Annotated in this window: 13 protein-coding genes; 8 read left to right on the top strand and 5 right to left on the bottom strand. The window is 71.3% G+C overall.

Features of this window, described 5'->3' with window-relative positions; translation table 11 throughout:
* The first annotated feature begins 248 nt into the window (after positions 1-248).
* Both AOK17_RS22460 and AOK17_RS22455 read left to right on the top strand, forming a co-directional pair.
* Positions 249-3,932 (top strand): S8 family peptidase, encoded by a 3,684-nt coding sequence (locus AOK17_RS22460; protein ID WP_055614331.1) that lies wholly within the window; start codon positions 249-251, stop codon positions 3,930-3,932.
* 59 nt (positions 3,933-3,991) lie between these two features.
* Complete coding sequence (locus tag AOK17_RS22455; RefSeq protein WP_055614330.1) at positions 3,992-5,008, top strand: response regulator transcription factor; 1,017 nt, start codon at positions 3,992-3,994, stop codon at positions 5,006-5,008.
* A 157-nt stretch (positions 5,009-5,165) separates the two neighbouring features.
* Here AOK17_RS22455 and acnA read toward each other — a convergent pair whose 3' ends face one another.
* Entirely contained in the window at positions 5,166-7,883 is a 2,718-nt protein-coding gene (acnA, locus tag AOK17_RS22450; protein ID WP_055614329.1) for an aconitate hydratase AcnA, read from the bottom strand.
* A gap of 391 nt (positions 7,884-8,274) precedes the next feature.
* Between acnA and AOK17_RS22445 the strand changes: the two genes are divergently transcribed.
* Together AOK17_RS22445 and AOK17_RS22440 are read left to right on the top strand one after the other, a co-directional pair.
* On the top strand, positions 8,275-8,478 hold the full coding sequence (locus AOK17_RS22445) for a DUF4236 domain-containing protein (RefSeq protein WP_055614328.1): 204 nt from the start codon (positions 8,275-8,277) through the stop codon (positions 8,476-8,478).
* Positions 8,479-8,541: 63 nt separating this feature from the next.
* Positions 8,542-10,071, top strand: coding sequence for a helix-turn-helix domain-containing protein (locus tag AOK17_RS22440; RefSeq protein WP_055614327.1), 1,530 nt, complete (start codon positions 8,542-8,544; stop codon positions 10,069-10,071).
* A 98-nt stretch (positions 10,072-10,169) separates the two neighbouring features.
* Here AOK17_RS22440 and AOK17_RS22435 read toward each other — a convergent pair whose 3' ends face one another.
* The 3 genes from AOK17_RS22435 to AOK17_RS22425 form a co-directional block, all read right to left on the bottom strand.
* Positions 10,170-11,744 carry a hypothetical protein gene (locus AOK17_RS22435; RefSeq protein ID WP_055614326.1) on the bottom strand — a complete coding sequence of 525 codons (1,575 nt, stop codon included), beginning with the start codon at positions 11,742-11,744 and terminating at the stop codon, positions 10,170-10,172.
* Positions 11,722-12,465, bottom strand: a complete 744-nt coding sequence (locus AOK17_RS22430; protein ID WP_055614325.1) for a hypothetical protein — start codon at positions 12,463-12,465, stop codon at positions 11,722-11,724. The genes AOK17_RS22435 and AOK17_RS22430 overlap by 23 nt, the downstream gene beginning before the upstream one ends.
* 242 nt (positions 12,466-12,707) lie before the next feature.
* Positions 12,708-13,337 (bottom strand): hypothetical protein, encoded by a 630-nt coding sequence (locus tag AOK17_RS22425; RefSeq protein ID WP_055614324.1) that lies wholly within the window; start codon positions 13,335-13,337, stop codon positions 12,708-12,710.
* A gap of 294 nt (positions 13,338-13,631) precedes the next feature.
* Between AOK17_RS22425 and AOK17_RS22420 the strand changes: the two genes are divergently transcribed.
* Positions 13,632-14,339 (top strand): 4Fe-4S single cluster domain-containing protein, encoded by a 708-nt coding sequence (locus AOK17_RS22420; protein ID WP_055614323.1) that lies wholly within the window; start codon positions 13,632-13,634, stop codon positions 14,337-14,339.
* 7 nt (positions 14,340-14,346) lie between these two features.
* On the opposite strand, the gene AOK17_RS22415 is transcribed toward AOK17_RS22420, so the two are convergent.
* Positions 14,347-15,540: a macro domain-containing protein gene (locus tag AOK17_RS22415; RefSeq protein WP_055614322.1), complete on the bottom strand. Its 1,194-nt coding sequence runs from the start codon at positions 15,538-15,540 to the stop codon at positions 14,347-14,349.
* A 286-nt stretch (positions 15,541-15,826) separates the two neighbouring features.
* Here AOK17_RS22415 and AOK17_RS22410 point away from each other — a divergent pair, with 286 nt between their 5' ends.
* The 3 genes from AOK17_RS22410 to AOK17_RS53600 all read left to right on the top strand — a co-directional run bounded on the left by AOK17_RS22410 (position 15,827) and on the right by AOK17_RS53600 (position 22,091).
* The gene (locus AOK17_RS22410; RefSeq protein WP_055614321.1) at positions 15,827-18,229 is read left to right on the top strand and encodes a serine/threonine protein kinase; all 2,403 of its coding nucleotides are present in this window, start codon (positions 15,827-15,829) and stop codon (positions 18,227-18,229) included.
* Positions 18,226-19,872 (top strand): hypothetical protein, encoded by a 1,647-nt coding sequence (locus AOK17_RS22405; protein WP_055614320.1) that lies wholly within the window; start codon positions 18,226-18,228, stop codon positions 19,870-19,872. Before AOK17_RS22410 ends, AOK17_RS22405 begins: the two co-directional genes overlap by 4 nt.
* Positions 19,873-20,018: 146 nt before the next feature.
* Entirely contained in the window at positions 20,019-22,091 is a 2,073-nt protein-coding gene (locus AOK17_RS53600) for an AAA family ATPase (RefSeq protein WP_281198621.1), read from the top strand.
* The last annotated feature ends 59 nt before the right edge of the window (positions 22,092-22,150 follow it).

The following is a 22,150-nucleotide window of genomic DNA, read 5'->3' as shown; positions in this document are numbered from 1 at the left end:
GTCCCGGTTGGCTGGCAGAACCCTGTGTTCCGCCTGAGCCTCAGCCGTGCGACCCGGTGGGCCCGGGCAGACGGCGACCCGTCCCCGGTCGTAGCGCACCCGCCAACTCCCCTGGCCAAAAGGGGCATTGGCATTCCTCGGCCACGCGAATCCCTTGAGCCCCCTGCCGCACGGCGCCCACTCTGATCACTGGCTTCCGCCCACCAGGCCGGAAGCGTTTGTCAGCGTTCAGGGGAGGACGCCCACCCATGCGAAGACTCCACGCCCTCTGGGCCGTGGCCGGAGCGGCCGGACTGCTCGCGGGGGCAGTCACGCCCGCGACGGCCGGTCCCGGCGGCCCGGCCACCAAGTCCGACCCGACCACGAGGCCCGGCGCGGAAACCCGCGCCGGGACCACGCAGACCGTCACCCTCCTCACCGGCGACACGGTGTCGCTCACCGCAGGACCGGACGGCAAGTACGCCGTCGACGTCCGGCGCGGCAAGGGCCGTGAGGCCGCCACCTTCCTGTCCACCGAACGCGACGGCGAGATCAGCGTGCTGCCGGCGGACGCGCTCCCGCTGGTACAGGCGGGCCGCCTCGACCCGGCCCTGTTCAACATCACCCAGCTGGTGAAGCAGGGGTACACCGACTCCACGACCGGCACCACCCCGCTCATCGCCACCTACACCAAGGGCAGCGCGACGCCCGACGGAGCGCGCCGGACGCTCGCGCTGCCCGGGATCGACGGCGCCGCGCTGAGCGCGAGGAAGTCCACCGCCTTCTGGGCGGACATCGCCCCCGCGCTCGGCACCGGACCCACCACGAAGGCCGCGCGGCAACTCGGCGACGGCATCAAGAAGATCTGGCTCGACGCCAAGGTGAAGGTGTCCCTCGACACGAGCGTCCCGCAGATCGGCGCGCCCGAGGTGTGGCAGTCGGGCTACGACGGCAAGGGCGTCAAGGTCGCCGTCCTGGACACGGGCGTGGACACCGGCCACCCGGATCTGGCGGGGAAGCTCGCGGAGACGAAGAGCTTCGTGCCGACCGAGGCCGTGCAGGACGGTCACGGCCACGGCACCCATGTGGCGTCCACGATCGCCGGCTCGGGCGCGGCTTCGGACGGCAGGCTCAAGGGCGTGGCACCCGGTGCGGAGCTGCTGGTCGGCAAGGTGCTGGCGAACGACGGCCGCGGTCAGACCTCCTGGATCCTCGACGGCATGGACTGGGCCGCGCGCTCCGGTGCGAAGATCGTCTCGATGTCGCTGGGCGGTGACGCGACCGGCCCCTCCGACGTGCTGAGTGAGACCGTGGACGAGCTGTCCGCGTCCACCGGTGCTCTCTTCGTGATCGCGGCCGGTAACTCCGGCCCGTCCGAGCAGACCCTCGGCACCCCGGGTATCGCGGACTCCGCGCTGACCGTGGGCGCGGTCGACAAGTCCGACAAGCTGGCCTCGTTCTCCAGCCGCGGGCCACGGCTCGGCGACTCCGCCATCAAGCCGGAGATCACCGCGCCGGGCGTGGGAATCGCGGCGGCCCGTGCCTCGGGAACCAACATGCCCGGCAGCACGCCTGTCGGCGACAGTTACACGAGGGTGAGCGGCACGTCGATGGCGACCCCGCATGTCTCGGGCACCGCGGCGCTGGTCGCGCAGGCGCACCCCGACTGGACGGGGCAGCAGATCAAGCAGGCCCTCGCCACCACGGCCAAGACCAGCCCCGACGCCTCTGTGTTCGAGCAGGGCGACGGCCGCGTCGACGCCGTACGGGCCGTCGGTCAGGGCGTCTTCGCCACCCCGGCGCTCAGTTTCGGCCAGTACGAGGCCGACGGAGCCGAGGCCACGAGCAAGGACATCACTTTCACCAACACCACCGACAAGGCGGTGGAGTTGAAGCTGGCGTCGTCGCTCGCCGAGGCCGCGCTGGGCGCGGACGTCGTGACCGTCCCTGCGAAGGGCACCGCCACCGTCGCGGTCACGGTCGACCCGGCCGAGGAGGCCGAGGGCCGGTACACGGGCCATGTCACCGCGAGCGCCGACGGCATCCGGGTCACCACGGCCGTCGGCTTCGAGAAACTGCCGAAGACCTACGACCTGAAGGTCTCGCTGGTGAACCGGAGCGGCAAGCCGTCCACCTCGGCGTCGATCTTCGTGCTGCAGGAGCTGAACGGCGCATACCCGGACACGCACGGGTTCCTCGGCAGCGGCTACACGTTCAAGGTGCCGGCCGGTACGTACTCCATGGCGACCTGGATCCCGGAGCGGGACGCGGCCGGGCTGGAGGTCGCCACCTCCGTCGTCGGTGATCCGGAGATCAAGGTCGACAAGGACACCGAGGTCGTCTTCGACGCCCGCAAGGCCGTCGAGATCAAGCCGAGGACGAAGGAGAAGTCCGAGTTCCAGGGCTTCAGCACCAACTGGCACCGGGAAGGGCCCGGGACCGCCTTCGGGGTGACCTACGCCCAGAACTGGTGGACCGACCGCATCTATGTCGCCCCGACCGAGAAGGTCACCGAGGGCATGTTCGAGTTCACCCCCAAGTTCCGGCTGTACGAGAAGGAGCTGACCGCGAGCGTCAGCAGCCCGGAGAAGTACGCGCTGCCTCTGGACTACTCGCAGGTGAGCGACACCCTTCCGGTGAAGTTCAGCGGAAAGCGCACGGTGCGGGCGGTGGACGCCGGAAGTGGCACCGCGGCCGACTTCCAGGGGCTCGACGTCAAGGGCAAGGTAGCGGTGGTCCGGGTGGCCGCCGGGAAGACGGCGGACGAGGCGCTGGCCAACGCGACCAGGGCCGGGGCCGGTTACGTCATCGCGTACCAGGAGAAGCCGGGGTACTGGATCTCGTGGGTGGACAGCACGACGATCCCGCTGATGGTCGCCACCGGCGAGGACGGCGCGAAGCTCGGCGCGCTGCTGAAGAGCGGGAAGAAGGTCACGCTGAAGCTGGACGGCACCGCGGTCAGCCCGTACGTCTACAACGTGATGTTCCCGCAGACCGGCGCCGTCTCGAAGAACCAGACGTACTCGCTGAACAGCTCCAACACCGTGCGGCAGAAGGTCCGTTACCACGGGAGCCGGGCCGGTGACGTCGGCAAGGACGCCGTCTACCGGTACCGCCCGTGGCAGGGCGCAGCCATCGAGACCAGCCAGTACGTCCCCCTGGGCACGACACGCACCGAGTACTACAACGTGGATGCCGACACCCGCATCTGGAACACCGTCACCCCGAACTGGCAGACCGGCAGGGGCCAGTGGAACGGCCTGCGGACCTTCGACAAGGCGGGCAAGGTGCCCACTGAGGAGTGGCTGCGGCAGGTCGTCCGCCCGGCGACCAGCGAGCGGTACGGTCTCTCCCAGCGCACCGGTGACAAACTCGCCCTCAGGGTTCCGGAGCTGAGCGACGCGACACCGGGTCACTACGCAAGCGTGGACGGCGCCCAGGACACCGCGAAGGGCACGCTGTACGCGGACGGGAAGCCGGTCGGCAACAGCGCGCTCGGCGGCAACGGCACCTTCGACGTCCCGGCGGCGAAGGCCTCGTACCGCTTCGTGCTCGACGCGCAGCGCACGGCCGGCTGGGCCACGTACTCCACCAGCACCCACACCGAATGGTCCTTCGCGTCGGCGCACACGAACCAGCAGACCGCGCTGCCGCTGCTCTCCGTCGACTACGACCTCGACGGGCTCGACCTCCTCAACCGGGCGGAGTCCAAGCGGAAGTCGACGCTCGAACTCTCCGTCCGGGACCAGAAGTCGAGCATCACGGCCCGTGAGCTGAAGACCTGGGTGTCGTACGACGACGGCGCGTCCTGGAAGGAGGTCAAGGTCCGGGGCGGCAAGGCGGAACTCAAGCACCCGAAGGGCGCCGAGTTCGTGTCCCTGCGCGTACGGGCTGCCGACCGGGAGGGCAACGCGGTCGACCAGACCGTGGTACGAGCCTTCGGCCTGAAGTAGACGGCGGCCCGGACCGATACGACACCAGCCTTAACAAAGATCGCCTACCGTGCCGAGCCATGGTGAACACGGCATATGGCACGGCGGGACAGAACACGGCAGGACGCGCCCCTGCCGCGAGCCCTTGGGCCGCGGTGGGGGTGTCCGCCTTCGAGGAGCGGGTGTACCAGGCGATCCTCCATCAGCCCGACGCCGGTGCGGCCGGCTGGGCCCTGCTGACCGGCGCCTCCCCGGCCCAGGTGCGCGAGGCCTGCAACCAACTGCTCGGGCTCGGGCTGCTCCAGCCGCCGGACTCCATGGGCGGGTTACGGGCGGTCGATCCACGGGTCGCGGTGCGCGGGCTGATCCGGCGGCGCGAGACGGAGTCCGAACTGCTCGCCGCCACCGCCGAGGAGATGGGCACCGCGTACGAGGCCGGGCTGCTGCGGGAGGAACCGTCCCGGCTGATCGAGGTCGCCTCCGGCGAGGGCGCCATCGCGGCACGTCTGGAGGAGATGTACGCACGCGCCGAGCGTGAGGTGTGCCTCTTCGACACGCCGCCGTATCTCGCCCCGCCCGCACCGCAGGCGGCTCTCCAGGCCGATCTGCTGCGCCGCGGGATCGTCTCTCGCGGGGTGTACGCGGCGACGGCCCTGGAGGACCCGAAAATACTGTCCCGCACCTGGAAGATGGTGGAACTCGGTGAGCAGGCCCGGGTGTTGCCGTCCGTGCCGCTCAAGCTGCTGGTGGTCGACGGGTGCCGGGCGATGCTGCCGCTGACCGCCTCGGCGGCGGGCGGTTACTGCGCCGTCGTGGTGTGGCACTCGGCGGTCACCGAGGCCCTGCAGAAACTCTTCGACCTTGCCTGGCAGCAGGCGACTCCGCTCGGCCAGACGGCGGGGAACGGTGAACTCCCCGAGGGCGAGCGGGTGTTGATCCGGCTGCTGGCGGCCGGTATGAAGGACGAGGCGGTGGCCCGCCATCTGGGCGTGAGCCTCAGAACCCTGCGACGCCGGGTGAGCGAACTCCAGGAACGGCTGGGCGCGGCGAGCAGATTCCAGCTGGGCGTACGGGCCGCCCAGCGGGGCTGGGTGTAGCGGCCGCGCACCCGAGCCGCCCACCGCACGCGCCGTCCACGGCCCACCCCGGCCGCCCTCCGCACGGCAGAGGGCCGCACCCCCGTCTCCGGGAGTGCGGCCCTCAACTGCCGTACTGGACCGCGTACTTGCGGTGACCGGCCGGCTGCTTGCCCGCCTACTTGCGGATCAGGCTGCGCAGCACGTACTGCAGGATGCCGCCGTTGCGGTAGTAGTCGGCCTCGCCGGGGGTGTCGATGCGGACGACCGCGTCGAACTCCACACCGGTGTCGGTGGTGACCTTGACCGTACGGGGGGTGGTGCCGTCGTTCAGCTCGGTGATGCCGGCGATGGAGAAGGCCTCCTCGCCGGTCAGGCCGAGGCTCTCGGCGGACTGGCCCTCCGGGTACTGCAGCGGGATGACGCCCATGCCGATGAGGTTGGAGCGGTGGATGCGCTCGTAGGACTCGGCGACGACGGCCTTGACGCCGAGGAGCGCGGTGCCCTTGGCGGCCCAGTCGCGGGACGAGCCGGAGCCGTACTCCTTGCCGGCCAGGATGACCAGCGGGGTGCCCTGCTCGATGTAGTTGCGCGAGGCGTCGTAGATGAAGGAGACCGGGCCTCCGTCGACGGTGAAGTCGCGGGTGTAGCCGCCCTCGGTGCCCGGCGCGATCTGGTTGCGCAGGCGGATGTTGGCGAAGGTGCCGCGGATCATGACCTCGTGGTTGCCACGGCGCGAGCCGTAGGAGTTGAAGTCACGCCGCTCGATGCCGTGCTCGGTGAGGTACTTGCCGGCCGGGGTGTCGGCCTTGATGGCACCGGCGGGCGAGATGTGGTCGGTGGTGACCGAGTCGCCCAGCTTCGCCAGCACGCGCGCGCCGGAGATGTCGGAGACCGGGGTGGTCTCCATCGTCATGCCCTCGAAGTACGGGGGCTTGCGCACGTAGGTGGACTGCGGGTCCCACTCGAAGGTGTTGCCGGTCGGGATCGGCAGCGCCTGCCACTGGGCGTCGCCCGCGAAGACGTCCTGGTAGGACTTGTTGAACATGTCCTCGCCGATGGCGTTCGCCACGACGTCGTTGACCTCGGCCTCGGTGGGCCAGATGTCGGTCAGGAAGACCGGCTTGCCCTCCTGGTCGACACCGAGCGCGTCGCGCGTGATGTCCACCTTCATGGAGCCCGCGAGTGCGTACGCGACGACCAGCGGCGGGGAGGCCAGGTAGTTCATCTTGACGTCGGGGTTGATCCGGCCCTCGAAGTTACGGTTGCCGGAGAGCACCGAGGTAACGGCCAGGTCGTGGTCGTTGACGGCCTTGGAGACCTCCTCCGGCAGCGGGCCGGAGTTGCCGATGCAGGTGGTGCAGCCGTAGCCGACGAGGTTGAAGCCGACCTTGTCGAGGTAGGGGGTGAGCCCCGCCTTGTCGAAGTAGTCGGTGACGACCTTGGAGCCGGGCGCGAGGGTGGTCTTCACCCAGGGCTTGCGCGTGAGCCCCTTCTCCACGGCCTTCTTCGCGACGAGCGCGGCGGCGACCATGACGTACGGGTTCGAGGTGTTGGTGCAGGAGGTGATGGCCGCGACCGTCACCGCACCGTGGTCGATCTCGTACGTGGAGCCGTCGGCGGCGGTCACGGTGACCGGGTTGGACGGGGCGCCGTTGGGGTGGTTGGCCGGGGCGTCGGAGGCCGGGAAGGACTCCTTGCCCGCCTCGTCCGCGGTGTCCACGTAGTTGCGGACGTCGCTCTTGAACTGCTCGGCGGCGTTCGCGAGGACGATCCGGTCCTGCGGGCGCTTCGGACCGGCGATCGACGGGACGACCGTCGACAGGTCCAGCTCCAGCTTCTCGGAGAAGTCGGGCTCGGCGGCCGGGTCGAGCCAGAGGCCCTGCTCCTTGGCGTACGCCTCGACGAGGGCGACCTGCTGCTCGCTGCGGCCGGTCAGCTTCAGGTACTTCAGCGTCTCGCCGTCGATCGGGAAGATCGCGGCGGTGGAGCCGAACTCCGGCGACATGTTGCCGATGGTGGCGCGGTTGGCGAGGCTCGTGGCCGCCACACCCTCGCCGTAGAACTCGACGAACTTGCCGACGACTCCGTGCTTGCGGAGCATCTCGGTGATGGTCAGCACGAGGTCGGTGGCGGTGGTGCCGGGGGTCAGCTCACCGGTGAGCTTGAAGCCGACGACGCGCGGGATGAGCATCGAGACCGGCTGGCCGAGCATCGCGGCCTCGGCCTCGATACCGCCGACGCCCCAGCCCAGTACACCGAGGCCGTTGACCATGGTGGTGTGCGAGTCCGTACCGACGAGGGTGTCGGGGTACGCCTGGCCGTTGCGGACCATGACGGTCCGGGCCAGGTGCTCGATGTTGACCTGGTGGACGATGCCGGTGCCCGGCGGGACGACCTTGAACTCGTCGAAGGCGGTCTGGCCCCAGCGCAGGAACTGGTAGCGCTCGCGGTTGCGGCCGTACTCCAGCTCGACGTTCTGGGCGAACGCCTCGTTGGTGCCGAACTTGTCGGCGATGACGGAGTGGTCGATGACCAGCTCGGCGGGGGCCAGCGGGTTGATCTTCGCCGCGTCGCCGCCCAGCTCCTTCACGGCCTCACGCATGGTGGCGAGGTCCACGACACAGGGCACACCGGTGAAGTCCTGCATGATCACGCGGGCCGGCGTGAACTGGATCTCCTGGCTGGGCTGGGCCTGCGAGTCCCAGGTGCCAAGAGCACGGATGTGGTCGGCGGTGATGTTCGCGCCGTCCTCGGTACGGAGCAGGTTCTCCAGCAGGACCTTGAGGCTGTACGGAAGGCGGGCCGAGCCTTCCACCTTGTCCAGCCGGAAGATCTCGTACGACTCGTCGCCCACGCTGAGCGTGCTACGGGCGTCGAAGCTGTTCGCCGACACGACAGTCTCCTTCATTCATGTGCGCGTACCACCGCATCCTGCCGCCACGCCCTCTTGGCCGATCCGCTAAGGTAAGGCTAAGTTAGGTAACCCTTACCGGTCCGGGCGGCTGCGGCACGCCTCGGCAGATATCTCGATGTCGAGATAACTCTAGTACATGACCGCTGGCCGGTCATGCCCGGAGGGTGTGTCCTGTTGCACGGACACGCCCGCCGACCTACTCCGGGAGCCATCTCAAGACGGCCGAAACCGTGCCGCGGGGCAGTCGCGGATCAGGGCCCGGCAGCCGCCCCCGACACGAGCGCGGACCCGAACCGGGCCCGGAGGCAAGCGCGTTCGGCGTATCGACCGGCATCCGGGGTACCCGGCGACGGACGCCAAGGAGGCACCCATGCCGCTCACATTCCGCAAGAGCTTCCGGATCCTGCCGGGAGTACGGCTGAACATCAACCGCCGCTCGTGGTCCATCACCAGCGGCGGCAAGAACGGGCCGCGGCGCACACACAGCAGCACGGGCCGCCGGACCACCTCGATGGATCTGCCGGGCCCCTTCGGCTGGCGGCGCACCACGACCAAGCGCCCCAAGCGCGGCTGAGGGACCGTCACCCACTCGGACCCCCCGAGATGCCACATCTCATATGTGAGATAGCCTGCCGCCATGGCAGACGACTACCTCGTACGCATCGGCAAGCTCATCCGTGACGCCCGGCAGCACCGGGGCTGGACACAGACGCAGCTGGCCGAGGCGCTCGGCACCAGTCAGAGTGCGGTGAACCGCATCGAACGCGGCAACCAAAACATCAGCCTTGAGATGATCGCCCGAATCGGTGAAGCGCTGGACAGCGAGATCGTCTCGCTCGGCTACGCGGGTCCGATGCATCTGCGGGTGGTCGGCGGCCGTCGGCTCTCCGGCTCCATCGACGTGAAGACCAGCAAGAACGCGTGCGTGGCGCTGCTCTGCGCGACGCTCCTGAACCGGGGCCGCACAGTGCTGCGCCGCGTCGCGCGCATCGAGGAGGTGTACCGCCTTCTGGAGGTGCTCGGCTCCATCGGCGTACGCACCCGGTGGATCAACGGTGGCGTCGACCTGGAGATCGTGCCGCCGGCCGAGCTGGACATGGAGGCGATGGACGCGGCGGCGGCCCGTCGCACCCGCTCGATCATCATGTTCCTCGGCCCGCTGCTGCACCGCATGGACAGCTTCACGCTGCCGTACGCGGGCGGCTGCGACCTGGGCACGCGGACGATCGAGCCGCACATGATCGCGCTGCGCCGGTTCGGCCTGGACATCGCGGCCACCGAGGGCCTCTACCACGCACAGGTGGACCGCAAGGTGACCCCGGGCCGCCCCATCGTGCTGACCGAGCGCGGCGACACGGTGACCGAGAACGCGCTGCTCGCAGCCGCGCGCCACGACGGCACGACCGTCATCCGCAACGCCTCGTCCAACTACATGGTCCAGGACCTGTGCTTCTTCCTGGAGGCGCTGGGCGTACGCGTCGAGGGCATCGGCACCACGACGCTCACCGTGCACGGCGTGCCGACGATCGACGTGGACGTCGACTACTCCCCCTCCGAAGACCCGGTCGAGGCGATGAGCCTGCTGGCCGCGGCGGTCGTCACGGAGTCCGAGCTGACCGTGCGCCGGGTGCCGATCGAGTTCCTGGAGATCGAGCTCGCGGTCCTGGAGGAGATGGGCCTCGATCACGACCGTACGCCGGAGTACTTCGCGGACAACGGCCGTACGCGCCTGGTGGACCTGACCGTCCGGCCCTCGAAGCTGGAGGCGCCGATCGACAAGATCCACCCGATGCCGTTCCCGGGCCTGAACATCGACAACGTGCCGTTCTTCGCGGCCATCGCGGCCTCCGCGCAGGGCAAGACGCTGATCCACGACTGGGTCTACGACAACCGCGCGATCTACCTCACGGACCTGAACCGCCTCGGTGGCCGCCTCCAGCTCCTCGACCCGCACCGGGTGCTCGTCGAGGGCCCGACCCGCTGGCGCGCCGCCGAGATGATGTGCCCGCCCGCCCTGCGCCCCGCCGTCGTCGTCCTGCTGGCGATGATGGCGGCCGAGGGCACGTCGGTCCTGCGGAACGTGTACGTCATCAACCGCGGTTACGAGGACCTGGCCGAGCGGCTCAACTCGGTGGGTGCGCAGATCGAGACCTTCCGGGACATTTGATACGCGGATGCCGTCGCACCCCGCCCGACCCGCGATGAAGCGGGTCACGAGGGGGTGCGACGGCATCCGTGGGACTTCTCTACCGCGCAGGGGTTGCCTCAGCGGCGCGGTGCCGGTGGGCGGCGGGTCGTGGACGGGGGCAGGAGCGGGCCTCCTGATTCGGTGCGTTTGTGGGCTGCCTCCGTGATCGCCGGGTCGGCCGCCGCCGACGTGAAGCCGTGCCGATGGGCCTCGGCCGCCGTTTCGTAGAGTTCGTCCGCCGCGCGCAGCCGCGCCTCCACCCCGCGGCGGCGCTGCTCGGCGCGGTCGCCCGCCGAGTCGACCCAGGCGCGTGCCGCCGCCAGCCGGGTATGCGCGGAGGCGAGTTCGTGTCCGCGGTCCTGGCGGCGTTCGAGCGCCGAGCGGAAACTGTCGACGTACGGGTGCTCGCGCAGCAGCCCTGCCAGGAAGCCGATGCCGCCGGAGAGCAGCAGGAGCGAGATGAACATCCAGTAGACCGTTTCCGACTGGAGGTCCAGGCGGTCCACCAGGGACGGAACCGCGCCCGTGTCCGCGCCCTCGAACGTGCCGGCCGCACCCGTGGCCGCCTCGACCGGCGGCTCGGCCAGGATCGACTTCGCGCGCAGGATGCCCAGGGCGACCGTGCAGGCCGCCCAGAAGCCGAGGAACAGCAGGGCCGCGGGTCCGGCCGGGCGGCTGGCGCCCGTCGCTCCGCGCTCCCGCATCGCGCGGCCGACGAGATGTGGCACCGCGAGCATGAGTATGCCCACGGAGATCGCCAGGGTCGCGTTGAGCGCACGGGAACTGGACGTGCCCACACCGTGGAGCGGCTCGAACGCCACCCAGTAGATGGGCACTTCGACCGCGAAGACCAGGGCGAGCATGAACAGGACCAGCTTGTCCGGCATCGCGGCCCTGGCCCGCAGCCCCTCCCAGCCCTCGACGGACGCGGCGACCGCGCCCTGCGCGGGCGCGGGTATCGCGGTCCGGTGCGGGTCGGCCGGTACGGGGTTGAGGGACTGGTATCCGTCGTCGGGGTCGGCCGGCGTCGGCGGCGGATCGAGGTCGCCCGCCGGGGCGGTGCGGTCCGGGGTGTCCGGCCGCGCTCCGCCGCCCGGCCCCGCTCCCGCTCCCGCCCGTTCGAAGCGTTCGCGTACCGCGTCGCGCAGCCGCTGCCAGCGCATCGACCGGTGGGCGAGCAGGTCGAGCTGCTCGCGGGCACGGCGTACGTCGTGCTCGGCCTCGACGAGCCGGGTCTGGGCCAGGGTGACCCCCGCCTCCTCCCGCACGATCCGGTTGCGGGCCTCGGCGTCCTCCCGCGAGGCCCGGGTCTCCTGGTCGGCGGCCTCCTCCTCGGTCAGTTCCCGCACGAGGCCGCGGCGGGCGGCCAGTTCGGCCGCGTACGGCGGCAGGATGCCGCTGGACAGGACGACGACGTCGAGCGCCCTGCCGCCACCGTCCGCCCTGCCCTGCTCTCCCGCCTTCTTCACGAGCCGTCGCTGCGCGCGGTCGCTCAGGACCAGGGGTGTGCGCCGCGCGTCGGTCCGGGGCTGTCGGCCGAACGCCGCGAAGACCCGGCGCCGCGAGCCGTCCTCGCGACGCCGTGCGCGGTCGGCCAGGGAACGCCGCGGGGCGGGCTCGTCGGGTCGGTTACTCGTCGTCGTGATGGACATGTGCCTTCGCCCGTGTCGTGAGGATGTCGGTCCAGAACTGGTCGAAGCCCTCGTAGGTGGAGGGCTTGCGGGTCGGGTTCTTGCCGTAGCCGACCGTGTAGAGATCCATCCCCTTCAGCGCGGGGAGTTTCCGGCCGGCCAGGAGCTTGTTGACCGCCTTCGTGCGCTCGGCCTTGGTCGACAGGGGTTCCTTGGAGATCCGGAACTCCGGGTCGGTCTGTTCGAAGTCGCTGACCGCGAGGATGGCCGGGTCGCCGCCCGTGTCGTCCTCTGTCTCGCGCAGCGTCTGGGCGATGCGGCCGAGCGCGCCGAGCACGTCCGAACCGTTCTGCTCCCGGGCGCAGTTGAGCATCTCGATCGACGCGCCGGCCGCGTTGTTGCGGGCGCGCTGCCGCAGTACCTCCCGGTCTTCGGTGCTCGTCCGCGGCTCCGGATCGAGGTCGACCGGTGAGTGACGGCACGACGAGTTCCAGGAGGAGGCCGTCACGGGAGCGTAGGCGAGTGAGGAGCAGTGCTGCTCGTCCAGGAACGGGATGAGCGTCTCCTGGAGCTTCTTCTTGACGTCGACGCCGGTGTCGTCGCTGGTCCCGGAACCGGAGCCGTCCACGACGAGACCGCAGGACACCTTCTCGGTGCCCTTGTCGTCGGGACTCCAGGGCATACCGGAGCAGCCCGCGAGGCTCAGTGTCAGCGCGGCGACCAGCGCTGCGGAGGTGCGCACCGGAGCACGGTGCCCGCGCACCGGGCCGGCGGCCCGAGGTCTGCGCACGGGAGGGAGTGCGTTCATGTGACTCGCTTTCACAGCAGTGGTGGAGCAGTGATGGGGTGAATCGACGACCCGTGCCCCGCGACGGACGGGCAGGTGCCCGAGCACGCCTGATGGATCAATGGACCGATGGGCAGTGGGCCATTGGGTCAATGGGCAATGGGTTCAATGGGTCGACGGATCGACGGGGCGACGGACTAGGCCGCAGGCCGTCCCGCCCGAGCGTGGCCCCCGTCCAGCACCCGCAGCGCCGTGGTCAGCACCGACGGGGCCCCGGGGGCCGCGGTGAGCCATGAGTCGGGCTCGTTCCAGTCGGCGTCGAGGGTGATCCTGCCCGGCAGCCAGTCCTGCGGGCGCGTCCGCGGGTCATCGTCCACGGCGGACTGCCGCTGCCACACGGCGTCCCAGTAGTGCGCCAGCCGCAGGTTCGCCCCGCCGGCGATCGACTCCGCGCGGGTGCGGCACAGCGCCGCGGCCGTGCGCCATTCGGCGACCGAGCGGCCCCATCGGTCGAGCAGTGCGGGCGAGTCGCTGCGGCGCTCCTCGTACTGGACCACCACCGGGACGGCGCCCGAGTGGATGGCCGCCACGAGGGTGTGCCGGTCCTCGATCAGCCGACCGCGCAGCTCGATGGTCGCGCGCTCCGCGATCAGCCGTACCTCCTGGACGTACGGCGTGATCAGTTCGGACGAATCCGGGTCGTACGCGGAGGCCGTCATCCGCAGCCGGGCGGCGTCGAGCCGTCCGCGCCGGCGGCTGCGCACCGCGCTGCGGAGATCGAGCCCGCACTCACGCAGGCAGCGCGTGACGCTGTGTCTGGTGTCCATCAGTGGTCCCCCTATGTGCGTGTGCCTTCCCCATGGCACGGAAGCTCGGCTTTCCCTACGGTCCGCAGCTCGGCGGCGTGGAATGAGAAAGCCGGGACGAATGAGAGTAGCGGAATATGTGATGAGAAACATATATGCGGAGCGAAAAAATCCGTACCCGGATCGGAACCGGATACTGACCGTTTCCGGTCCGAATTCCGTACGGTTCCGATCCGGAACGGAACCGCATCGGGATTGCCGCGCGCACGGGCAGGGGCGAATACTTTTCTCCCCGTACACAAGAGAGGGAACGCCTTGGGAACCACGGCACGGCTGGACATCAGCGGCACTCACCTGCCACTGCTGACCCTTGGGCCGGGAGCGCGGCTCGGGGTCTGGGTGCAGGGCTGCGGACTGGCCTGCCCGGGCTGTATGTCGCGGCACACCTGGGATCCCGCGGGCGGCACCCGGGTTCCGGTGGCCGACCTGCTCGGACTGTGGAGACGGGCCTTGGAGCAGGGCGCGTCGGGTCTGACCGTCAGCGGTGGGGAGCCGTGCGACCAGCCGGCCGGACTCGGCGCGTTCCTCAAGGGCGCGCACGACCTGCGCCGCGCCCCGTCCGTACGGCCGATGCCCGACGGCGGGGCGCCCGACCTGCTCGTCTACACCGGGTACGAGGAGGACGAGCTCACCGCCGAGCAGCGGGCGGCGCTCGGACCGGCGGACGCGGTGGTCACCGGCCGGTTCCGCGTCACCGAACCGACGGACCTCGTCTGGCGCGGCTCGGCCAACCAACGGATGGACCCACGAACGGAGTTGGGCCGCCTTCGCTACGGCCCCCACCTCACGCGCACCCGGGACCCGCGGGACGTCGGACTCCAGGTCGTCGTGGACCGGCGGACCCGGGACGGGTCGTGGCCGGTGCGCTGGTACGGCATTCCGCGCCCCGGCGACCTGACCGCCATGGAGAGGGAGGGGGCCCGCCGTGGACTGCCGCTCTCGGCGCCCAGCTGGCGCCCCTGACCTCCTGTCAGCCCTGCTCGGCGCCCCGCAGCACGGGGATCAGGGCAGGGGTACGGGTGACCAGGTGGACCGTCCAGCGGGGATCCGCACGCAGTTCCTCCTCCACGGCCCAGCGCAGCCAGCGGGCGGCCCGCTCCGGCTGCAGACCGCCGCGTCCGGCACCGAGCACGGGGAAGCACAGGGACGACAACGGGGGTTCGTGCGCGTCCCGTTCGCCGGCGGCCACCCGGAAGGCGGCGGACACGGCTTCGACCACCGTGCTCTCGCACGCCTCGTAGCCGTTGCCGGTGCGCCGGGGCACCGCGACCGCCGCGTGCAGGACTCGGCGGACCCCGCGCCGCGCCAGCGCTCCCGGGCCGGTGGGGACGACCGTGCCGGGCGGCACCTGGAGGCCGCTGCGGCCGTGCCTGGCCATCCAGTCGCGCAGCTCACGGGCGAGGGGGTCGTCGATGACCGCGTTGGTCTCGTCCCGTGCGGCCGCCGCGCGGCGCAGCGCCCCGGAGACGGTGTTGCGGAAGATCTTCGACATCTCCAGATACGTGTTCTCGGACGAGACCAGGACGTCGATGTCGCGCAGCAGCTCGATGGGAGACAGGTGCACCTGGATGTCCGGGTGGGCGGGAACCGCACCGGGGGCCGTGTCGTAGTGCACCGGTGGACCGGTCATCCGGGCCACGGCGTGCGGGACGTCCGGGGGCGTGGCCTGCGGGAGAGGGTTCCCCTCCGGCGGAGCGCCCGCGCCGGCCAGGCCCAGCACCGCGTCGGCCAGGCGGTCGATGACCTGGCGCTCCTGGCGGTGCCGGAAGCTCTCCGTGGTGACGCCGAACACCGCGGCAGCCGCCTTGCGCCGCTCGCCGGCTATCTGGGAGGCCGCGCCGACGAGCCCGAACGAATGGGCCGCCGCGCGCGCGAGTTCACCGACAGGACCGGCGGCGGGAGGGTCCGGGGCCAGGTGGCTCCCGGGTGGCGGCACGGACCCGTCGAGCCAGTGGACGGCCGCCCGCAACAGGCGTTCGATCCCCGCGGCGGGCTCCTCCGGCCCGGTCGGCAGGCCGGCGGCGGACGCCGCCGCGGCGAGACCGGGGTGCGATATCTGCCGCACGCGGGAGAGGCCGACCTTGCGCAGGGCACGCAGTTCGACGACGAGTTGGTGGTGCGGGGGAAGTTCCGAAGGTTCTGCGGGGCCGTGTACCAGACGCATGCCAGCACGATAGGACCGCGTTCCCGGGGGTGGGGAGGGTTCCGCGTGATCGGGCACGGTGCGGGCGAAAACGTGCCCAGTTTCGACGCAGTCGATTCTCTTTCGACTTTTTCTATTATTTTTTCACACCCGATCATGAGGGTTGATTTTCTTTGATCGAGAAAAACCGGAAAGTGACAGATAATCGACGGGCACAGCGGGGGTCATATTTTCGCGTAGTATCCGTCCACCTCCGGCCGAGGGATATTCCGGAGGCCGTACTTCAGCACCGGGCGGGGGTATTCACATGAGCACCGCGGAACCACTGGGGGGCGACCCGGATACGGCGGGGAACGCTGTTCCGCCGACCGACCATTTCCCGGACGTCGAGTCCGACCCGGCGCGAGGCCGCGAGGCCCGGCCGCAACTGCACGACCTGCCCGAGGAACTGCGCGGGCGCTTCGAGCGGCTCGCCGAACTCGGCGCCGGACGCACCGGCGAGCCACGCCCTCAGCAGGCCGTGGTGCTGCGCGTCGTGGAACGCGAACCCAAGCTCCGGCCGGCGGGTGTCCCTCTCGTCTGGAAGGGCTACCACCACTTCTACGCACCCGACCGCCGGGTCCACGAGATCCTCGGCGACCCCGTCGACCAGCACGTGGTCCAGGTCCTCGACCACGGAATCGCGACCGGAATGGTGTGGGAGGTCTGCCCCTCGGCGGGCGAGGTCACCCTCGCCGAGTACCGCACTCGCCACCAGGCACGGGAGGGCGCTCCACTGCCGACCGAGCACGTCCGGCGTGTGATCGAGCAGCTCCACCGGGCGCTGACCGCGCTGCACGGGCGCGGGATCGTGCACCGCGACGTCGCTCCGGACAACATCGTCGTCCGCGAAGGCCCGCACGAGGAGCCCGAGTTGGTACTCGTCGACTTCGGCGCCGCCGTGCAGTCGTCGCCGTCGTCGTCCCGCCCGGTGCGGCACTGGGCGGGCAAGCCGCTCTACCTTGCACCGGAGGCCGGCACCGTCGACCAGCACGTCGCCCCGTCCGTCGACTGGTGGTCCATGGGCATGGTCGTCGCCGAACTCGCCCTCGGCACCCACCCGATCCGGTTGCGGCAGCGCGGTCTGGTCCTGAGACGGATCAGCACCGAGGACGTGGACCTCAGCAACATCGCCGACACCCGGCTGCGTGCCCTGTGCGAGGGACTGCTCACCCGGTCCCTGAAACACCGCTGGGGTGCCACGGAGGTCGGCCGGTGGATCGATCCGGACCAGGCGGACCCCGTACCACTCACACGGGGCACCGCGCCCTCCCCCGGAACCGCCCCCGCGCCCGCCACGCGCGTGCGGCCCTTCTCCTTCATGGGGCAGGACTACAGCGACCTGGAGGAACTCGCCGAGGCACTCGACCGCCGCCATCCGGGCGCCGCGCGGCTGCTGTCCTCCGCGCCCCGGCGCGAGGAACTGGTCAAGTGGCTCGGTCAGTTCGTGTCGACCGGCCCCGCCGTCGACCGCACCGCCCCCGCCGATCCAGCCGACCCGCTGGAGGACCTGCGCACTCGGCTGGCCGACGAGCCCGGCCCCGTCACCCTCGCCGAACTGCTGAACCGGCTCGGCCCCCATCTGCCCGTCACCTGGCACGGCATCAGCCTCGAAGGCGACCAGCTGCCGGTCCCGCTCGAAAGAGCGGTGGCCGGAGACCGGGACGCCCGCGACCTCGTCGAGGCGCTCCGCCACCCCGGACTCCTCACCGCCCTCGCCGTCCGACCGGGCGGCGAACAGCTCGCCGCCACCGAGGAGCAGTGGCGGCGGCTGCGTGACGCCTGGGACGCGCAGACCGACGAACTCGCCCTGCGGCACCCCCGGTTGCGCAGGCGGGCCGTACGAGCGGCGCTCGCCCGGGACACCGCCGTCGACGCCCGGCTGCTGCACCTGGCCCGGTTGCCCCAGACCGCCGGCGTCTGGAGCCGGCGGGCCGGCGCGGAGGCACGGCGGCTCGCCGTCCCCGTCCCCTGGTTCGAGCGGCTGCTCGACGAGGCCGACGAGCCGCTGCGCGCACTGGCCGCGGTGCGGCTCGCGCGCCTGGCCCAGCACGACGCGGGGCGGGCGTACGCGCATCTGGAGGAGCGCGGCCGGCAGGAGGCCGCCGCCGCCCTGGCCGCCGCGCGGGACGGACTCGACGTCGCGATGCGCCGCCTCGACATGCTGCCGAACCTCGGCTGGGCGGTCCTGGGGGCCGTCCTGGTCTGCGCCCCGTGGGGCTTCGTCATCTCGCTCTCCGACGCCGCGAATCTGGCTCCCCAGTCCGCCGTCGTCACCGGCTGGCTGCTGGCGATGCCCGCCGCCTTCGTCGTACACGCCCTCGAACTGTGGATCGCGGTCCGCATCGGGCCGCCGGGCTACCACCCCTCGCAGTCGCTGGCCGGACTCGTCATCGGCACCGCCGAACGGCCGAGCCGGTTCACTCTCGGCAGCCGCTGGGCACGGGTGGTCTCCGCGCTGCTGTTGCTGGTCCTGTTCCTCGGCGTCCTGCCGTACGTCCTGCTGTGGGCGCCATGGCTGTGGCCCGTGGGAACCGTCGTCGCGCTCGCCGTGTGGACCGTGCGACGCGACCGGTCCTGGCGCCGGGAGCTGCGTCGGCAGCGGGCCGTCCAGGCCGCTGTCCGCGCCGGAGGCCCCCTTCCCGCCGTGGCCGGAGGGAGGACCGTATGAGCTCCGCGAACGGGCTCGCCGGCGTGCAGGACGTATGGCCGACCTACGGGTACGACACTCCTCCTGTCTCCACGCCCGTCTCCACGCCCGACGTCACGAGTCAGCTCCCGCAGATGTCCGTCATCGACGTCTCCGACACCGTGGACCACTTCACGCAGAGCCTGGTCCACGTACTTCACGAACTGGTGGAACCGGCGGCCATCGCGCTCGGCGCCATGAGCGGCGCGCTGCTGGCCGGGCGGGCCGCCATGGCGGCCACCGGGATGCTGGCGCACGCGGCGGTCCGCGCCGCCGAGGAGCAACGCTGTCTGCTGCGGCAGCAGGACGTCTCCCGCAACGCCGCCCAGCAGTGGGAGAGCGCGGCGTTCGCCGCCACCCGTGTCAACGCCCGCCGCGCCGTCCTCGCGGGACGGCTCGCCCGGGCGGCACGTGGCACCCCGCCGGGCTCACCGCCACCGCCCGCCCCTGTGCTGCCGCCGCCCGTCCGGCCGGAGGGCTGCCGTCTGGACGCCACCCGGGAAGCGGTGGCCGAGGCGGAACGGGCCATCGAGCGGGCTCAGGCCGAGCTGGCGGCGTGGGAGTGCGCGACCGCCGTGGCCGATGTCGCGGACCCGCAGGACACCGCGTGGCAGGAGGTCCTCGCCCAGCGGCGGCGGACCGTGCGCCGCCGGACCGCCGGATCCGCCTCGTCCACCTCGTCCGCCCCGTCCACCGGGTCTGCGCAGAGGCCCGCGCGGCCCGCCCCCGTCGCCGGGGCCAGGGGACCCGGCGCGGACGAGGTGATCGCCGTCTCCACCGAGCTGCTGGCCGGCCTGCCCGCGGAGGCGACGGCCGAGGACACCGAACCCGTCGTCACCGCCCTGCACTATGCGCTGATGTGCGCGCGGGCGGGTGACGGCAGCGGCGCCTCGGAGCACGTGGAGGAGGCGCGCATCTTCGCCGACGAGGCCGGCCGGCGCGTCCGGCTGCGCGTCGAGGCACTGACCCAGGCGGCGGCCCAGCTCGACTTCCTCACCACCGAAGTGCCCTCGGACGTCGAGCCGAAGCCGCCCTCGGAGGACGTCGTCGCGTTGCTGCGCAGGTCCGTCGAGGAGGGGCGTCCCCTCGGGGCGGCCGATCGGGACCAGGTGCGCGCGGCCGTGGACGAACGGCTCGAACACCTCGAACACCGCTGCCTCCAGCGCGGCACGGAGCAGCTGCTCGGCGCCCTGAGCGGCGGGGCGGGCGGCCGGCACGAGAGCGGGGCCGGCGCCCGGTACACCGACCATGTGCCGCCGGGCTGGGAACCGGATCACTGGATCAGGGTCACCGTCCGCAGGGACGGCATCGACCTCGCGACGCACCGGGCCGGGCCGCCCTCGCCCCTGGACGCGGAACGCTGTGCGGAGGCGAAGCGGTGGGCGGCCGACTTCGAGCACGCCCTCGTGGAACTGGGGCTGGACTGCGACTTCCGCTTCACCTCGGAGGTCGTCGCACCGGGCACACCGGACGAAGGGGCCGCGGCCGATTCAGGACCGTTCGAGCGTGAGCACCCGCGTTCCGGGCGGCGTGCCCAGGACGACCCGCGGCGCCGGCACGACGGGCCACGACACCGGCGGGTCGACCCGCGGGACGACCGCTGGGGCCGCGAAGACCGGCGATGAGCCGGACGCCGGTGCGCACTGCCCACTGCCCCTTGCCCCTGCCCCCGGTTCCGGTTCCGGTTCCGGTTCCGGTTCCGGTTCCGGCTGCCCACGGTTGCGGCTGCCGCCGACCGGTGCCCACTCCACCGTCCAGAGAGGAACACGCAGTGAGTCTGTCCAGCGGATCGACGGAGACCCGTCTCACCAAGCACGACGGGCCTCGCCACGCCGCCGTGAGCCCCCAGCGGCCGACACCCCCCTTCGTCGACGAGATCCTCGGCACGCTCTCGGTGCACAGCCAGTTCGTGCTGCACGGCAACATCCGCGACCGGTACCTGGCACAGCGCCGACACGGCGGAAAGCTGGTCGAGACCGATCGCAGCCTGCCCGAGTCGCTGTGGGCCGGGCTGCGCCATCTCGGCTACGGCGCACTGCTGAGCTACGACCAGATCACCGGCTTCGTCGCCTTGGGCGGACCCGACCGGGACACCGTGGTCGAGTTGCTCAACGACGCGCTGCGCAGCCCGCGCAGGGGACAGACCGGCGGGCGCACCCCCCAACTCCTGGAGGCGGAACCGCTGCTGCGGGAGATCGTCACCGGGTTCCAGGACCGCCGTACCGGGCAGCGCCGGGACGGACGGGAGGCCGAACCGCTGCGGCTGGCGCTCCTGATCGACTACTCCTCCCGGCTGAGCACCGACGTCACCCGGCTCAGCGACACCGAGAAGGACTTCTTTCTGGCCTGCGTCCAACTCGCCCAGGAGGCGAAGCCGTTGGCTCCCGGCGCCCACCTGCCCCCGCGCGATCCCGCGGGCGGCGGGGAACTGTTCAACCCGGTCATCTGGCTCGCGGACAGCGACCGCGACCTGCCGCACTGGCTGGTGAGCGGCTCCGAGCGCATCCGCGCGGTCGCGGTCCCCGGGCCGGACGCCGACGAGCGCGAGCGCATGGCCGAGCTGCTGGCCTCCGAGCACCCGCCCGGCCCGGACGCCGTCGAATCCGTACCTCAGGACGGCACCGGAATCGAACAGGAAGGGCCGTACGGACGGTCGCGGCTGGACCCGGTCACCGCGTTCGCCAAGGCGGCGGCCGGTCTGTCCCTGGACGCGATGCGGCAGAGCCACCGGCTCGCCCTGTCGCGGGGCATGCCGTTCGAGGCGATGCCGGACGCGGTACGCATCTACCGGCTCGGCGTGGAGAAGGACCCCTGGCGTTCCTGGGCGATCCGCGAGCGGATCGCCCGCGGTCACGACGCCCTCACCCACCGGGTGCGCGGCCAGGAGCCCGCGGTCACCATGACGCTCGACATCCTCAAGCGCGCGGCCCTCGGGCTGTCCGGCGCGCAGGCCACGTCCGCCGGGCACCGGCCGCGCGGGGTGCTCTTCTTCGCCGGTCCGACGGGAACGGGGAAGACCGAAATGGCCAAGACCGTCGCACAGTTGCTGTTCGACAGCGAGGAGGCCTATCTGAGGTTCGACATGAGCGAGTTCTCCGCCGCGCACGCCGCCGACCGGCTGGTGGGGGCGCCGCCCGGATACGTGGGCTACGAGGCGGGCGGTGAACTCACCCGTGCCGTACGCGCGGACCCCTTCCGGGTCATCCTCTTCGACGAGATCGAGAAGGCGCACCAAGGGGTGATGGACAAGTTCCTCCAGCTCCTGGAGGACGGCCGGCTCACCGACGGACAGGGCGTCACCACCTACTTCAGCGAATGCGTACTCATCTTCACCTCCAACCTCGGGGTGCAGCACACGGACCCGAAGACCGAGCAGCGCGTGTGGGACGTACATCCCAAGGACGACTACTCCGACCTCGCGAAGAGGGTGAAGCAGAACATCCGCCATCACTTCGAGGCCGAGGTGGGACGTCCGGAGCTGATGAACCGCTTCGGCGGCAACGTGGTCGTGTTCGGCTTCATCACCGGCCCGCCCGCGGAAGAGGTCCTCGACCTGTCGATCGACAACATCGCCGCCGCCCTGTGGGAGAGCCAGGACATCCGGCTGGAGATCAGCCCACGGGCCCGGGGGCAGCTCGGCACGTACTGTCTGCGGGACCCGTACGCCGGAGGGCGGGGCATCGGCATGGCCCTGGAGACGCACCTGATCAATCCCCTGGCCCGCTCGATCTTCGAGATCCGCCCGGAGTCACTGCGCGGCACGCTCCGGGTGACGGACGTGACGGAGGATCCGGAGGACGGTTCCGTCGACCTGCGGGTCGAACACGACAGGGACCGTGGATGACCGACGAGGAGGACGACGACCCCTGGGAGGAACTGACCCCCCGCCGCCCTGGCACGCCC

It is taken from the genome of Streptomyces phaeochromogenes (assembly GCF_001418655.1).
In the GTDB taxonomy this organism is placed as follows: domain Bacteria; phylum Actinomycetota; class Actinomycetes; order Streptomycetales; family Streptomycetaceae; genus Streptomyces; species Streptomyces phaeochromogenes.
This window is presented reverse-complemented; position numbering and strand designations above follow the sequence as displayed.

Bases quoted from the DNA above. Each gene is read 5' to 3' on its own strand.
- AOK17_RS22435 (WP_055614326.1), bottom strand. From the start codon at position 11,744: ATGTCCATCACGACGACGAGTAACCGACCCGACGAGCCCGCCCCGCGG.
- AOK17_RS22410 (WP_055614321.1), top strand. From the start codon at position 15,827: ATGAGCACCGCGGAACCACTGGGGGGCGACCCGGATACGGCGGGGAAC.
- AOK17_RS22415 (WP_055614322.1), bottom strand. From the start codon at position 15,540: ATGCGTCTGGTACACGGCCCCGCAGAACCTTCGGAACTTCCCCCGCAC.
- AOK17_RS22460 (WP_055614331.1), top strand. From the start codon at position 249: ATGCGAAGACTCCACGCCCTCTGGGCCGTGGCCGGAGCGGCCGGACTG.
- AOK17_RS22405 (WP_055614320.1), top strand. From the start codon at position 18,226: ATGAGCTCCGCGAACGGGCTCGCCGGCGTGCAGGACGTATGGCCGACC.
- AOK17_RS22425 (WP_055614324.1), bottom strand. From the start codon at position 13,337: ATGGACACCAGACACAGCGTCACGCGCTGCCTGCGTGAGTGCGGGCTC.
- AOK17_RS22445 (WP_055614328.1), top strand. From the start codon at position 8,275: ATGCCGCTCACATTCCGCAAGAGCTTCCGGATCCTGCCGGGAGTACGG.
- AOK17_RS22440 (WP_055614327.1), top strand. From the start codon at position 8,542: ATGGCAGACGACTACCTCGTACGCATCGGCAAGCTCATCCGTGACGCC.
- AOK17_RS22455 (WP_055614330.1), top strand. From the start codon at position 3,992: ATGGTGAACACGGCATATGGCACGGCGGGACAGAACACGGCAGGACGC.